Raw genomic sequence first — 14,396 nt, forward strand, 5'->3', positions numbered from 1 at the left:
AAGGAGTCCCTGTGACCGTCCTCGACACCACCGGCGCACCGGCCCCACCGGTCGCCGAGGCGGACCCGCGCGACCCGCGGGTCCGCCTTGAAGCGCTTTTCGACGAGGGGACCTTCCGCCCCCTCGCGGGCGGCGACGGCAGTGGAAAGCTCGCGGGACGGGGCAGGATAGAGGGCCTTCCGGTCGTCGCCTTCGCCAGCGACCCGCGCGTCATGGGCGGGGCCATGGGCACCGAAGGCTGCGCTGCCGTCATCGCCGCCTACGACCTGGCGTTGCGGGAGCGGCTCCCGATCATCGGCCTGTGGCACTCCGGCGGGGCCCGTCTCGCCGAGGGCGTCGAGTCGCTCCACGCGGTCGGGCAGGTCTTCGCCGCGCAGACCAGGGCGTCCGGGATCGTCCCGCAGATCTCGGTGGTGCTCGGGCCCGCAGCCGGTGGTGCCGCTTACGGGCCCGCGCTTACCGACGTCGTCATCCTCTCCGAGAGCGGCAAGATCTTCGTCACCGGGCCCGACGTGGTGAAGTCGGTGACCGGCGAGGAGATCGACATGGCCGGGCTCGGCGGAACCGAGGCACACGGCCGCAAGTCGGGCGTCGCGCACATCACGACGCCCGACGACGCCTCCGCCGTCGGCACCGCACGGCGGCTCGCGGTGCTGCTCGGACACCAGGGACGGATCCGACATGACGCGGTGGAGGAACGCGACCTCTCCGGCATCCTGCCCGAGAACGTGCGGCGTGCCTACAGCGTCCACCCCCTGGTCAGGGGGATCGTGGACGACGAGGTCGTGGAACTCCAGGCGCGGTTCGCGCCCAACATCGTCACCGCGTTCGGCCGGCTCGGCGGGCGGACCGTCGGGGTCGTCGCCAACAACCCGCTGCGGCTCGGCGGCTGCCTCGACAGCAACTCGGCCGAGAAGTCCGCCCGGTTCGTCCGGCTCTGTGATGCCTTCGGGGTGCCGCTCGTGGTGCTCGTGGACGTCCCCGGATACCTGCCGGGCGTCGGGCAGGAGCACGGCGGTGTCGTCCGGCGCGGGGCGAAGCTGCTGCACGCGTTCGCCGAGGCGACCGTCCCGCGCGTCACCCTTGTGACCCGCAAAGCCTACGGCGGCGCTTACATCGCCATGAACTCACGCTCGCTCGGCGCGACGAAGGTCTTCGCCTGGCCGACGGCCGAGGTCGCCGTCATGGGCGCGCTGGCCGCCGTCCGCGTGCTGCACCGCAAGAGGATCGCCGCCGTGCCCGAGGCCGAGCGGCCCGCCTTCGAGCAGGAACTCGCCGACGAGCACGCCCGCATCGCGGGCGGCCTCGACCGGGCCATGGACCTGGGCGTCGTCGACGAACTCGTCTCCCCGTCGGCCACCCGCGCGGCCTTGGCCCGCGCGATCGCCGAAGCCACCCCGGCTCGCGGCACCCACAACAACATCCCGCTCTGACCGGTTCTTCAGGTCGGGCGGGCGGGGTCGGGGGCGCGGCGGTCGCGGCGGAAGCTCGCGACGGCGAGGGCGGCGGCGACGAGGGCGGCGACGCCGACGACGGTCTGGCCGATCGTCGTGACCACCGCGTTCCGGCCCGGCGGGAGCACGACCATCTGGAGGGCGGCGCCCACGGGCACCGTCAGCCGGGCGAGAAGGCCGATGACGCCGCCGTCGCGGGCGCGGGCGCCGACCGCGCCGAGAGGCCCGCCGAGGACGACGGCGGCGATCCACCACAGCGGCGCTTCCGACTCGTACCAGGACGAGGTGATCCCGCCGTCGCGGAGGGCGTCGGCGAGGGAGTAGGCGGCGACCGCCACCAGCAGCGAGATCGCCCCGGCCGCGCAGCCCAGGGTGAGCGGCCGGGCGGTGCCCGTTCGGCCCGGGGGTGTGCCCGCGCCGCGCGTCACGAGGAACCCGGTGAACACGGCGAGGCCCGCCCACGCCCAGCCGGAGTCCAGCACGATCGCGAGCACCTCGGCGGGCGACCACCCGCTCGTCGTGTACTCCGCGCTCTCCAGATCCGCCGACCGGTGCGACAACTCGTTGGCCCCCGACGTCCCGGCCCCGAACACCGCACCCACCAGCACGGCCAAGGCGAGCCCCGCCCCCAGCCCCCGCGTCCGCCCCTGCTCGACGCCCTCACTCCGGCCGTGCCCGCCACCCGTCACGTGCGCCACCTGCCTTATCCCGGTTCCGCTCCGATGCCCAGCAATGTGGGAATTCCACCGACCTTACCGATCAACGACGCGCTCCGGCGCGTCCGATCTGTGGCGTTTGGTTGCGTTTTGTTGCTGCACGGCGACTCTGGGTCGCAATAATGTCAGTGGCCTCTGCTTGAATCCGACGCGATGTCTCCGAACGGCGGAGACGTGCGGAGGGGGTGTGTGATGGCGCGAGGCTTGCGCTCGGTTCCGGCGGGCGTGATGTGTGCGGCCGATGGTGGCGTGCGGGGGAGGCGCGTGATGGCGCGGCTGGGGCTCGGGCGCTCGTGCTCGGTCCGGACGGATGTGATGTCTCGGTGCGATGGCTCCGGTGTGCGGGGCGGGTGCCGGGTGGTGTGGCGGGCGGTGTGGGGCTGGTGGGTGGGAGGAAGGGGGCGAAGGGGATTTACCGGGGTGCTCGCGGCTGTTATCGTCCTTCTGACGATATGGAGGGGTCGTGCTGCACGAGCTGGTGAGACCGCTGTTGGAGCCCGCGTTCACGGTGGGTGGGACGCCTACGTCGTGGGGGGAGGTCCTGGGGTTCGGCACCGGGGTGCTCACGGTCTGGCTCGTGGTGCGCCAGCACATCGCGAACTGGGGCGTCGGGATCGTCAACGTGGTGATCCTCGGGCTGATCTTCCTGGACAGCGGGCTGTACGCGGACGCGTCACTGCAGATCGTGTACGTGGTGCTCGGCCTGTACGGCTGGTGGACGTGGCTGTACGGCGGCGAGGGGCGCACGGTCCGGCTCGTCCAGCGCACGGCGGCCGCCGAATGGGCGGGCATCGCGGTGGGCGTCGTGGCGGCCACCGCGCTCATGACCTGGGTGCTCGTGGAGTTCACCGAGTCCACCGTGCCGTTCTGGGACGCGCTCACCACGGCGCTCTCGCTCGCCGCGACCTACGGGCAGTGCCGCAAGCTCGTCGAGTCCTGGATCCTGTGGATCACCGTCGACCTCATCTACGTGCCGCTCTACGCCTACAAGGGGCTCTACCTCACCGGCGCGCTTTACGTGATCTTCCTGGCGCTGTGCGTCGCGGGGCTGCGGGCCTGGCGGCGTGACCTCACGGTGCGCGCGGCGGCGCTCCCGGCGGCGGCATGACGTACCGGCACGGCCTTGTGATCGGCAAGTTCTATCCGCCGCACGCGGGCCACCACCTGCTCATCGACGCGGCGGCCGAACGGTGCGCCCGGGTCACCGTCGTCGTCGCTGCCGCGAGTGTGGAGAGCGTGCCGCTCGCCGACCGGACGGCGTGGCTGCGCGAGGCCCATCCGCAGCCGCACGTGCACTTCGCGCCCGTCATCGACGACGTCGAGATCGACTACGGCTCGGCCGAGGTGTGGGCGCGGCACATCGAGGTGTTCCGGCACGGGCTGTGCCAGTGCTGGGGCGCCGAGCCGGAGATCGACGCGGTCTTCAGCTCCGAGCCGTACGGGGCGGAGCTGGCGCGGCGCTTCGGCGCGGCCGCCGTCGCCGTCGACCCGGCGCGCGTCCGGGTGCCGGTGAGCGGCACCGCGGTGCGGGCGGATCCTGTCGCGCACTGGGATCTGCTGTCGGCGCCGGTGCGGGCCGCGCTGGTGAAGCGGGTCGTCGTGGTGGGCGCCGAGTCCTCGGGCACCACAACGCTCGCCCGCGACCTCGCCGCCGCGTACGCCGCGCGCGGCGGCGTCTGGGCGCGGACGCGCTGGGTGCCCGAGTACGGCCGCACCTACTGCGAGGAGAAGCTCGCCGCCGCCCAGCGCGCGGACCCTTCGGCGCGCCTGGAGGATCTCGCCTGGACGTCCGAGGAGTTCGCGCTCATCACCGACCGCCAGCTCGCCTGGGAGGAGGCCGCCGCCCGCGTCTCGTCACCGCTGCTCGTCTGCGACACCGACGCGTTCGCCACCGCGCTGTGGCACGAGCGCTACCTCGGCGGTGTCCCGCCCGTCCCGGCCCGCGCCCGGCACGACCTGTGGATCCTCACCGACGCGCACGACATCCCCTTCGAGCAGGACGGCTGGCGCGACGGCGAGGCCGTCCGGCACGCCATGCACGCCCGCTTCGCCGCCGAACTCACCACCCGAGCGCTCCCGCACCTCGTCGTCCAGGGCCCGCCCGCCCACCGCCTCACCCGAGCACTCGCCGAAGTGGACGCCCTTTTCTCCCAGGGCTGGCACTTCACCGAACCCCTCACCGCCCCCACCCCGACCTGACCCGGCCCCGACCTCGTCGAGCCGGCTGCCGATCCCCGCCTTCGGCCGTCGGACGGGCCGGACGTCAGACAGCCTGGGACGAGGGGACCGCGGTGGTCGTCCTGGGGCCGGTCAGGGGACGGACCAGAAGGCGAGTTCGTGGCGCATGCCCTCGAGGAAGAGGGCGCGGGCGCGGGACGGGTCGGGCGCCGCCTCGTCGATCATCTCGGCGATCCGGTCGCCGAGGGCGGCGAAGCCGGGGTCGGCGTAGGAGTCGACCCAGCGGCGGTAGCGCGGGTCGGCGGGCGGCTTCTCGGCGAGCGCCTTGCCGATCTGGGCGTACCCCCACATACAGGGGTAGAGGGCGGCGAGGCCCTCGGCGTAGTCGGCGGCCGACTCCAGCAGGAACGCCGTGTAGGCGGCGCAGGGGCCGCCCTTGACGGCGCCGTCGAGGTCCGCGCCGAACTCGGCGGACAGGCCGCGGTGCAGGCTCAGCTCCTCGTGGAACGTCGCGTGCGCGAGGTCGACGAGGTCGCCGAGGTGGGCGGCGGGCGCCTGCCACGCGAGCCGGGAGAAGACCCGCACGTAGTCGAGCAGGAACAGGTAGTCCTGCTCCAGCCACGAGCGGAACACGCGCTCGTCCAGGGTGCCTTCGGCGATGCCCCGGACCGTCGGGTGCGCCAGCTGCTCGGCCAGGAGGCCGGTGCCGAGTTCTTCGAGTTCCCGTGCGATACCCACCGGGCCATCCTGCCATGGCGCGAGAACAGGCGAGATCTCCGCTCTGTCGGGTCAGCGGGGGTCTCGCCTGTCATCGCGTTCGGGAACGCCGCTCCCTCCGGGCCCGTCGGGCGGGCCCGTCCATCACGCGGCGGCCTCGGCGGCGACCGGCTTGGTCGTGCGCAGGAACAGCGGGATGAGGACGGCCGCGACGACGACGTGCGCGAGGCCGAGCACGACCTTTGAGCCGGTGGTCGCCTCGACGTTGAGGAACGGCACGTAGGACAGCAGGAGGACGATCAGGGCGAGCGCCGTCCAGGTCACGCGGGCGTACCGCGGGAGCAGCTTCTCCAGGACGGCGAGGGCGGCCCAGCCCAGGAGGGACGAGGCGACGGTGATGAAGAGGATCTCCGCCGCGCCGAGGTCCTGCGGGTCCTGGTTCGGGGCGGTGACGACGAGATCATGGCCGAGGACCGGGTCGCCGACGACCCAGGTGAGGACCGCGGCGACGGCGGTGGCCACGACGGCGAGCGCGCGGTCGCGCCGCCGGACGGCGGGCCCTCCACGGCCTCCTCACCCGCATCAGTCAGCCCGCGCAGCCCTGAGGCCCGCCGTAAGGCGACGCGGTCAGGGGTCGGGGTCGTCGTGGTCCCTGGGAGAGGGGATCGGGGTCGGGGAGGGGAGCGGCGGGTCGGGAGGCTGGGTCCAGCCCTTGAGCGTCAGAGCGCGCAGGAACGCCTCGACCATCACGGGGTCGAACTCGGTGCCGGAGCAGCGGCGTAGCTCGGCGATGCCCTCCTCGATCGTCCGGGCGCGCCGGTAGGAGCGGGTGCTGGTGATGGCGTCGAAGGTGTCGGCCACGCCTATGATGCGGGCGAACTCGGGGATCTCCGCGCCGACGAGGCCGAGGGGGTAGCCCTGGCCGTCGAGCTTCTCGTGGTGGTGCATGATGCCGCCGAGCGCCTCGTCGAGGAAGTCGATGTGGCCGACGATCTCCAGGCCGCGCATCGGGTGCAGCTGGATCTCGGCGAACTCCCGGTCGGTGGGCCTGCCGTCCTTCTGCAGGAGTTTGGTGGAGACACCGAGTTTGCCCACGTCGTGCAGCATGCCGGCGAAACGGATCGCCTCGGTCCGCGCGGGGCTGAGGCCGAGCTCCTCGGCGATCATCACCGAGCCGCGCGAGACCCGCTCGCTGTGGCCGCGGGTGTACGGGTCCTTGGTCTCGACGGCCTGGCACAGCACGTTGAGGGTGGCCTCCTGCGCCGCCTTCTGCTCGGCGACCTGCGCCATCGCCCACGTCGCGACGAACAGCGGCAGCAGCACCAGGACGGGCGCCGCGAGCCCGATGACGTACCAGGCGGCCGCGATGAGCAGGCCGAACCAGCCGAAGCCCAGACATCCGGCGCAGAGCGTGCCGATCTCCCGGAGCAGGTCGCGCACCGCGGAGGGCTCGGTGAGCAGCAGGACGCCCGTGATGAGCGCCAGGTTCACCACGACGAAGACGCCCAGCGAGGCCGCGAACGGCGCGATGAGGCCCGCGTCGAGCCCTCCGGCGGGCCGCAGCCCCTGGAACACCAGCCCGGCCGCCCAGCCGCACACGGCGAACTGCGCGGCGTTGAACAGCCGCTTGACGGGCGGCAGCGGCTGCGGCGTGAGCAGCGCGCTCGCCGCGACCATCGCCGCGCCGCCGGGACCGAGCAGGACGACGGCGGCGAGCGTCGCCGCGTAGCTCATCGACACCTTCGCGCGGTCCACGCCGAGCCGCGCGGGCATCGCGTCGCAGACGAGGAACAGCAGCGCGAGCATCGTGTAGACGCCCCAGTCGACCGGCCCGGCGGCGGCGATCACCGCGCAGGCGAGGACGACGGTTCCGGCGACGTAGATCCGGGCCTCGATCGGGAGCTTGGCCATGATCCGAAGGTAGACGGGCGCCGTCAGCGGCGGGGGCAGCCATGCCCAAAGGGTCACCCCGGGGGCGTCCGGTTCAGGTGGCTCCGCCATGGAATACGCGCGATGCCCGGAAATCTTCGGGCAGGAGCGTTGTCAGCGCGACGAGGTCGACAGGCTCCGAGCCCGCCACGAGCCGTCCCGCGTGACGCAGCCTGGCGCGTTCGATCGCGTTGCGGACCGACCGCGCGTTCGCGAAGCGCGGCTGCTCCCGGCGCAGCCCGATGTACTCGCGGAAGACCTCCTCGGTCTCCGGCGCGAGGGTGTAGCCCTCGCCTTGCAGCATCAGCCTTCCGATCTCCTCCAACTCGGCGGTGCTGTAGTCGGGGAAGGCGATGTGGTGGGCGATACGGGAGCCCATGCCGGGATTGGAGGAGAAGAAGGCGTCCATCCTGTCGCGGTACCCGGCGAGGATCACCACGAGGTCCTCCCTCTGGTTCTCCATCACCTGCAGAAGGATCTCGATCGCCTCGACTCCGTAGTCGCGCTCGTTCTCCGCCCGGTAGAGGGAGTAAGCCTCGTCGATGAACAGGACGCCGCCCATCGCGCGCTTCAGCACCTCGCGCGTCTTGGGCGCGGTGTGGCCGACGTACTGGCCTACGAGGTCGTCGCGCGTCACCGAGACGAGGTGGCCCTTGCGGACGTGCCCGAGCCGGTGCAGCAGCTCGGCCATCCTCGTCGCGACCGTCGTCTTGCCCGTGCCGGGGCCGCCGGTGAAGCACATGTGCAGGTTGGGGCGGCCGGTCTCCACCCCGAACCGGGCGCGGACCCGGTCGACGAGCAGGAGCGCGGCGATCTCGCGGATCCGCGTCTTCACCGGGGCGAGGCCGACGAGGTCGGCGTCCAGCGCGCCCAGCACGTCCTCGATGCCCGCTTCCGCGCGCTCCCTGCCCAGGTCCACGACCGCGTCGTGGGGGAGGAGCTCCCGCGTCACTTCCTGCTCCAGGGTGGGAGGGCGCATGCCGAAGGTCGTCACAGCGGGAGCTCCCGTCTCTAGTACCGCTCGCCCTCAGGGCGGTCGGCGGCGTAGGCGTGCAGCGTGTAGCGGACCTGCCTGTCGGCCGACTCCTCACGGGTCAGCCTGAAGCCCGGCTCCTTGGCCGGCCGCTGGACGATGAAGGACAGCGCCGTCGTCTGACGGCCGTAACGCGCGTCGTAGGCGGTGAGCCTGATGTAGTGCGACGGGAACGTCTTGCGGCACTCGTTCAGCTCCAGCAGGACGCCCGCCGGGTCCTTCAGGTCGAACATCGGCAGCCCCCACATCTCCCAGTAGTCGTTCCTGGGGTGCGGGTCGTCGGTGTACTCGATCGAACAGGGCCAGTCGTTCTCCAGCGCGTACGCGATCTGAAGGGTGATCTCCGCGTCGGAGAGGTCGGGCAGGTACGAGAAGGTGCCTTGGGTGATCCTCATGTCGCCGCTGCTCCTTCCTCAAGAGGGGGTGACAAGAACGTCGGGCGTGTCAGTGGACTCGTAGGTGAAGGTGATGTCTCCCCAGGTGGACAGGGCGACGTCCAGCTCTCGGCTGTGCTTGGCGGCCGCGCGGAGGATCTCCGGACCCTCCTTGAGGAAGTCGCGGCCCTCGTTGCGCGCCTTGATCATCGCCTCCAGCGCGACCCGGTTGGCGGACGCGCCCGCCGCGATGCCCATCGGGTGGCCGATGGTGCCGCCGCCGAACTGGAGGATGACGTCCTCGTCCAGGTAGTGCAGGAGCTGGTGCATCTGGCCCGCGTGGATGCCGCCGGACGCCACGGGCATGACACCCGGCATCGACGCCCACTCCTGGTCGAAGTACAGGCCCTTGCGGGGGTCCGCCTCGATCTTGTCCTTGCGGAGCGTGTCGTAGAACCCGGCGACGCTGAAGGGGTCTCCTTCGAGCTTGCCCACGACCGTCCCGGCATGGATGTGGTCCACCCCCGCCAGGCGCATCCACTTGGAGATGACCCGGAAGCTGACGCCGTGGTTCTTCTGCCGCGTGTACGTGGAGTGACCCGCCCTGTGCAGGTGCAGGAGGACGCCGTTGGCACGCGCCCACTTGGCCATCGACTGGATCGCGGTGTACCCGATCGTCAGGTCGATCATGACGACGACGCTGCCGAGCTGCTTGGCGAACTCCGCCCGCTCGTACATGTCCTCCATCGTCGCGGCGGTGACGTTGAGGTAGTGGCCCTTGATCTCGCCGCTTACGGCCTGCGCCTTGGTGACGCCTTCCATGCAGTACAGGAAGCGGTCGCGCCAGCGCATGAAGGGCTGCGAGTTGATGTTCTCGTCGTCCTTCGTGAAGTCCAGGCCGCCGCGCAGCGCCTCGTACACGACACGGCCGTAGTTGCGGGCCGAAAGCCCGAGCTTCGGCTTGACCGTCGCGCCCAGCAGCGGCCGCCCGAACTTCGCCAGGTACTCGCGCTCCATGATGATGCCGTGCGCGGGGCCCTGGAACGTCTTCACGTAGTGCGTGGGGATCCGCATGTCCTCAAGGCGCAGCGCGCGCAGCGCCTTGAACCCGAAGACGTTGCCGATGATCGAGGACGTGAGGTTGGCGATCGAGCCTTCCTCGAAGAGGTCCAGGTCATAGGCGATGTAGGCGATGAACTGGTCCTCGGTGCCGGGGACGGGCTCCACCTTGTAGCACTTGGCCTGGTAGTTCTCGTAGGACGTCAGGCGGTCGGTCCACACGACCGTCCAGGTGGCGGTGGACGACTCGCCCGCCACCGCCGCGCCCGCCTCCTCCGGCGGCACCCCCGGCTGCGGGGTGATGCGGAAGGCGGCGAGCACGTCGCTGTCCTTGGGGACGTAGTCCGGACGCCAGTAGCCCATCTCCGCGTAGGGGATCACGCCCGCGGACCATCTGCCCATCGGTGACTCCTCTCGTTGACTCGGCAATCATGTGGGCACGACACTTGTGCCGTCTATCAAGTGTTTCGGGGTGATTCTTAAGCGATGACTGAATCGAGACTGCGCACGTTCGTCGCGCTCGCCGAGACGGGCTCGGTCCGGGCCGCCGCGGAACGGCTCTTCGTCACCGAGTCGGCGGTGTCGGCGTCCGTCACGGCGCTGGCCCGCGAGCTGGGCGTGCCGCTGCTCGCGCGGGCCGGGCGCGGCGTCGCGCTCACCCCCGCCGGGCGCGTCTACGCCGAGTACGCGCGGCGGCTGCTCGGGCTGCACGCCGAGGCGCGGGCGGCGGCGCGCGGCGAGCACGACCCGGCCACGGGACGGCTCAGGCTCGCCGCCGTCACCACCGCCGCCGACCAGGTCCTCCCGGCCCTCCTCGCCGGTTTCCGGCGCGCGTGGCCGCACGTGGACCTCGCGCTCAAGGTCGGCCCCAGCCGGCGCGTCTGGGCCAGCCTGGCGGCGCACGAGGCCGACCTGGTGCTCGCCGGCCGCCCCCCGAGCGGCGCCGAGACGAAGGTGCTGGCCACCCGCGCGAACGACCTCATCGTCGTCATCGCCCCGGACGTCCCCTTCGACCTTTTCGCCACCCCCTGGGTGCTGCGCGAGCCGGGATCCGGCACCCGCGCGACCGCGGACGCCTACCTCGCCGAGCACGACGCGACACCGCCGACCCTCGTCCTGGGCTCCAACGGCGCCGTCATCGCGGGCGCCGCCGCAGGGCTGGGCGCCGCCCTCGTCCACCGCGAAGCCGTCCAGAGGGAACTCACCGAAGGCGCCCTCGTCATAGCCGACGCCCCGGGCACCCCCCTGCACCGCCCATGGCACGCCGTCTCAGGCCCCCACCCCTCCGCCCCCACCCGCCTCTTCGTCGAACACCTCACCACCTCCCACTGGACCCCGGCCCCCTGACGGCCCGTGCAAGCCACCCCGGCAAGACCACCCCACCCGAACGGCCCCCTAAGCGCGCCTCTCCAGGGGAGATCCAAAACAAGCAAGAGCCGACCAGCAGGGTCACGGAAGAGGCAGCACCACCCGGATCGTCGTGCCGTCGTCCGGCCGGGACCGGATGGTCAGCCGCCCCCTGAGGAGTTCGGCGCGCTCCGTCATGCCGTGCAGCCCCCACGAGTCCGGGGGGACGTGGCGGGGATCGAACCCTTGTCCGTCGTCCACGACGATGAGCCTTACGCGATCGCGTTCGTATTCGAGGAGGAGCGCGGCCGAGAGGGCGCCCGCGTGACGCAGGACGTTGGCGACCGCCTCCTGGGCGATCCGGTACAGCGCCGTCTGCAGGTGGTCGGGGAGGGGGGCCTCCAGCTCGCCGGAGACGGTCACCGTGACGTCCAGGGAAGGCTCGCGGGCGCTGGCCTCCCGCGCGAGCCCGGCCAAGGCGGCGGGCAGCCCCAGATCGTCGAGGACGGGCGGACGCAGGCCCCCGATCGCGGCGCGCGTCTCGGCGAACGCCAGGTCGGCGAGTCCACGCGCGATCTCGATCTGCCGCCGCGCCTCCGAGGGGGTGTAGGGCAGGGCGCGGAGGGCCGCCGACAGATGGAAGCCGACACTGGCCAGGCGCTGCGCTATCCCGTCATGGATCTCCCGGGCCAGGCGGGCGCGCTCGGCCTCCTGGGCCTCGATGGCGCGTTCGGCGAACTCCTCGGCCGTCACCGGAACAGGCCCTCGCGAAGGGCGATCGCTATCGCGGCCGACCTGTCGGCCACCTCCAGCTTCCGGTACAGGGTGCGCAGATGGCTCTTGACCGTCTCCTCCGACAGGTGAAGGCGGCCCGCGATAGCACGATTGGACAGGCCGCCCACAAGGAGCGACAGCACCTCGCTCTCCCGTTGGGTGAGCCCTCGATTGGCGCCCGGCCAGAACTCGCCACGGTTGAGCCGAGCCACGCTCGCCGCCATACGTCCCGCGAGCGTCGGGTCCACCACGGTCTCCCCGCTTGCGACCTCCTCCAGGCGACGGACCAGCTCCACCCCGTCCACCCGTTTCAGGAGGTAGCCCGCCGCCCCCGCGCGCAGCGCCTCGAACACGTACTGCTCGTCGTCGTACACCGAAAGGAACACGACGCGGGAGGCGGGCGCCGTCGACGTCAGCGCCCTGCACAGGTCCAGGCCGCTGTGCGCGCCCAGCCTGACGTCGAGGAGCACGACGTCGGGGCGCAGCGTGGTGACGAGCCGGGTCGCCGCGTCGGGGTCGGCCGCCTGGCCGATCACCCGGACCCGGCCGCTGAACCCGGACAGCATCGCCTGGAGTCCGGCGAGGATCATCGCATGGTCGTCAACGAGCACGACACGTACTGGGGCGGCCATCCCCGCAACATAACAAGCTTCATTACCGGCCAGTAGTGAGCGGGGGTGGCCCCTTCACCCCCCGGTTCCCTCCCGAGGGTGTAGGTGCCCTCTCACGGCCGCCCTACCCTTCGCGGTGAGGCCAGACGTCGAGGAGGATGTATGCCCCACCGCATCGTGCACATGCTGCGCGCCCGCGGCGCTGGACGCCGCCCGGTGATGCTCGCGATCGCCGGTGACAGCGCCGCCGGGAAGACCACCCTGACCAGGGGGCTCGTGGAGTGCCTCGGCGAGGACAGGATGACCGCCGTCTGCGTCGACGACTACCACCGCTACGACCGGGAGGAGCGCAGGAACAAGCCGTTCACGGCGCTGCACCCCGACTGCAACCACATCGAGATCATGGAGCAGCACCTCCAGCTGCTCGCCATGGGCGAACCGATCCTCAAGCCCGTCTACGACCACGGCACCGGACGGCTCGTGCGGCCGGAACTGGTCGAGCCGAAGGACTTCGTCATCGTCGAAGGGCTGCTGCCCCTCTACAGCAAGATGGCTCGCGCCTGCTTCGACATCACCGTCTACCTCGACCCGCCTGAGGAACAGCGCTTCGCGTGGAAGGTACAGCGCGACACAACCAAGCGCGGATACACGCCCGACCAGGTGGCCGAGGAGATGCGCCGCCGGGAGGTGGAGAGCGCCGCGTTCATCCGCCCCCAGCGCCGCAACGCCGACATCGTGGTCAGGTTCGGGCCCATCGCCGGCCGTCCGGAGGCCCCGGGCGCGCCGCTACCGGCCGAACTGCTCCTGCGCCCCACCATCGACCACCCGCCCCTCACCGACGTCGTCGCCGACGCCGACGCGCTGCACCTCAAGCTGCTGCGCGACACCGACGGCAGGCCCGTCGACTCCCTGCACGTCCACGGCGACGTCCCGCACGCCGAGGCCGAGATCGTCAAGAAGGCGATCTGGGAGCGCCTGGAGGTGGACGTCCCCCTCCCGGACCGCCTGGGCACCCTCGCCGACGGGACCGTGAGCGACCCCGTCGCCATCACCCAACTCCTGCTGCTCTACCACCTCATCAACGCCGACCGACTCCGGCCGCGGACGTGAACATCCGGCCCCGCGCGCGCGGGGCCATCCCAGAGGGTGGATTTATCCGGCGGGATGAAAAGCTCCCTGCACTATGTTGGTGCTAGACAGGCCCCGACATCAGGCGATTATGGGAGGTGGGTCCGCTGCGCCCCGAAGATCTGTACCGGCTGGACGCGGAACTGCCCGAGCTGGACGGCCCGGTGCTGCTGCACTCGCTGGACGGCTTCATGGACGCCGGATCCGCGGGACGGCTCGTGCGCGACCACATCCTGGAGACGCTCGAACACCGGGTGATCGCCACGTTCGACCTGGACGAGCTGATCGACTACCGGGCGCGCCGCCCCATGATGACGTTCGACGGCGACCACTGGGAAAGCTACGACAAGCCCGTCCTCGAGCTCTACCTCGTGCACGACAGCGTCGGCCAGAGGTTCCTGCTGCTGGCCGGGCCCGAGCCCGACCGCGCCTGGGACACCTTCGTGGCCGCCGTCCAGTCACTGGTGGAGAAGCTGGGCGTGCGGCTGTCGTTGACGGTGCACGGGATCCCCATGGGGGTGCCGCACACCCGCCCGATCGGGCTCACGGCGCACGGCACCCGTCCCGAACTGCTCACCTGGCCGAAGTCACCCTTCGGCCGGGTGCAGGTGCCCGCCAGCGCGGCGGCCCTCCTGGAACTGCGGCTCGGGCAGGCGGGGCACGACGCCATGGGGTTCGCCATCCACGTGCCGCACTACCTCGCCCAGTCGTCCTATCCGGGGGCGGCCGTGACGGCCCTGGAGACGCTGGTGAACGCCACCGGCCTCGCCATCCCCGGCGAGGGGCTGCGGGAGGCGGCCGCCGAGACCGACCGGGAGATCGCCTCGCAGGTCGAGGGCTCGGACGAGGTCAAGAAGGTCGTGCAGGCGCTGGAGCAGCAGTACGACGCCTTCTCGGGCTCGCTGGACCGTGAGTCCCTCCTCGCGGAGGAGACCCCGATGCCCACGGCCGACGAACTCGCCGCCCAGTTCGAGCGCTTCCTCGCCGAACAGGACGGCGACTCCTGATCCACACGTGAAGGCCGGGCCCCCGCTCTGGGGGCCCGGCCTTCGTGTTCCCGCGCGCTCGCCCGGCCG

The 14,396-nt window shown here is 71.6% G+C and carries 14 protein-coding genes and 1 pseudogene; 6 read left to right on the forward strand and 9 right to left on the reverse strand.

Annotated elements, in window-relative coordinates; translation table 11 throughout:
* Positions 1-11 precede the first annotated feature (11 nt).
* A complete protein-coding gene (locus LO762_RS22200; RefSeq protein WP_230617793.1) occupies positions 12-1,433 on the forward strand; it encodes a carboxyl transferase domain-containing protein in 1,422 nt (473 codons plus the stop codon).
* A gap of 8 nt (positions 1,434-1,441) precedes the next feature.
* Here LO762_RS22200 and LO762_RS22205 read toward each other — a convergent pair whose 3' ends face one another.
* A complete protein-coding gene (locus tag LO762_RS22205; protein ID WP_230617794.1) occupies positions 1,442-2,152 on the reverse strand; it encodes a hypothetical protein in 711 nt (236 codons plus the stop codon).
* A gap of 481 nt (positions 2,153-2,633) precedes the next feature.
* Between LO762_RS22205 and pnuC the strand changes: the two genes are divergently transcribed.
* On the forward strand, positions 2,634-3,278 hold the full coding sequence (gene pnuC, locus LO762_RS22210; RefSeq protein WP_230617795.1) for a nicotinamide riboside transporter PnuC: 645 nt from the start codon (positions 2,634-2,636) through the stop codon (positions 3,276-3,278).
* A complete protein-coding gene (locus LO762_RS22215; protein ID WP_230617796.1) occupies positions 3,275-4,369 on the forward strand; it encodes an AAA family ATPase in 1,095 nt (364 codons plus the stop codon). The genes pnuC and LO762_RS22215 overlap by 4 nt, the downstream gene beginning before the upstream one ends.
* Positions 4,370-4,480: 111 nt before the next feature.
* On the opposite strand, the gene LO762_RS22220 is transcribed toward LO762_RS22215, so the two are convergent.
* From LO762_RS22220 to LO762_RS22245, 6 genes and pseudogenes are all read right to left on the reverse strand, one after another.
* Positions 4,481-5,086 (reverse strand): TenA family protein, encoded by a 606-nt coding sequence (locus tag LO762_RS22220; RefSeq protein ID WP_230617797.1) that lies wholly within the window; start codon positions 5,084-5,086, stop codon positions 4,481-4,483.
* A 123-nt stretch (positions 5,087-5,209) separates the two neighbouring features.
* Positions 5,210-5,608: pseudogene (locus LO762_RS22225) on the reverse strand (DUF6069 family protein); the annotation flags it as partial.
* 84 nt (positions 5,609-5,692) lie between these two features.
* Complete coding sequence (locus LO762_RS33150; protein WP_304523686.1) at positions 5,693-6,976, reverse strand: HD-GYP domain-containing protein; 1,284 nt, start codon at positions 6,974-6,976, stop codon at positions 5,693-5,695.
* A 73-nt stretch (positions 6,977-7,049) separates the two neighbouring features.
* Positions 7,050-7,988, reverse strand: coding sequence for a CbbX protein (cbbX, locus tag LO762_RS22235; protein ID WP_230617799.1), 939 nt, complete (start codon positions 7,986-7,988; stop codon positions 7,050-7,052).
* Between the two features lie 17 nt (positions 7,989-8,005).
* Complete coding sequence (locus LO762_RS22240) at positions 8,006-8,422, reverse strand: ribulose bisphosphate carboxylase small subunit (RefSeq protein ID WP_230617800.1); 417 nt, start codon at positions 8,420-8,422, stop codon at positions 8,006-8,008.
* A gap of 18 nt (positions 8,423-8,440) precedes the next feature.
* A complete protein-coding gene (locus LO762_RS22245) occupies positions 8,441-9,862 on the reverse strand; it encodes a form I ribulose bisphosphate carboxylase large subunit (protein ID WP_230617801.1) in 1,422 nt (473 codons plus the stop codon).
* Between the two features lie 84 nt (positions 9,863-9,946).
* Between LO762_RS22245 and LO762_RS22250 the strand changes: the two genes are divergently transcribed.
* The gene (locus tag LO762_RS22250) at positions 9,947-10,807 is read left to right on the forward strand and encodes a LysR family transcriptional regulator (protein ID WP_230617802.1); all 861 of its coding nucleotides are present in this window, start codon (positions 9,947-9,949) and stop codon (positions 10,805-10,807) included.
* A 102-nt stretch (positions 10,808-10,909) separates the two neighbouring features.
* Here the strand turns inward: LO762_RS22250 and LO762_RS22255 are convergent, their stop codons facing one another.
* Both LO762_RS22255 and LO762_RS22260 read right to left on the reverse strand, forming a co-directional pair.
* Positions 10,910-11,560, reverse strand: a complete 651-nt coding sequence (locus LO762_RS22255; protein WP_230617803.1) for a sensor histidine kinase — start codon at positions 11,558-11,560, stop codon at positions 10,910-10,912.
* A complete protein-coding gene (locus LO762_RS22260; protein WP_230617804.1) occupies positions 11,557-12,213 on the reverse strand; it encodes a response regulator transcription factor in 657 nt (218 codons plus the stop codon). The genes LO762_RS22255 and LO762_RS22260 overlap by 4 nt, the downstream gene beginning before the upstream one ends.
* 141 nt (positions 12,214-12,354) lie before the next feature.
* Here LO762_RS22260 and LO762_RS22265 point away from each other — a divergent pair, with 141 nt between their 5' ends.
* Both LO762_RS22265 and LO762_RS22270 read left to right on the forward strand, forming a co-directional pair.
* A complete protein-coding gene (locus tag LO762_RS22265) occupies positions 12,355-13,302 on the forward strand; it encodes a phosphoribulokinase (protein ID WP_230617805.1) in 948 nt (315 codons plus the stop codon).
* Between the two features lie 116 nt (positions 13,303-13,418).
* Complete coding sequence (locus LO762_RS22270) at positions 13,419-14,327, forward strand: PAC2 family protein (RefSeq protein WP_308104344.1); 909 nt, start codon at positions 13,419-13,421, stop codon at positions 14,325-14,327.
* Positions 14,328-14,396 lie beyond the last annotated feature (69 nt).

This window comes from Actinocorallia sp. API 0066, from assembly GCF_020991275.1.
In the GTDB taxonomy this organism is placed as follows: Bacteria; Actinomycetota; Actinomycetes; order Streptosporangiales; family Streptosporangiaceae; genus Actinocorallia.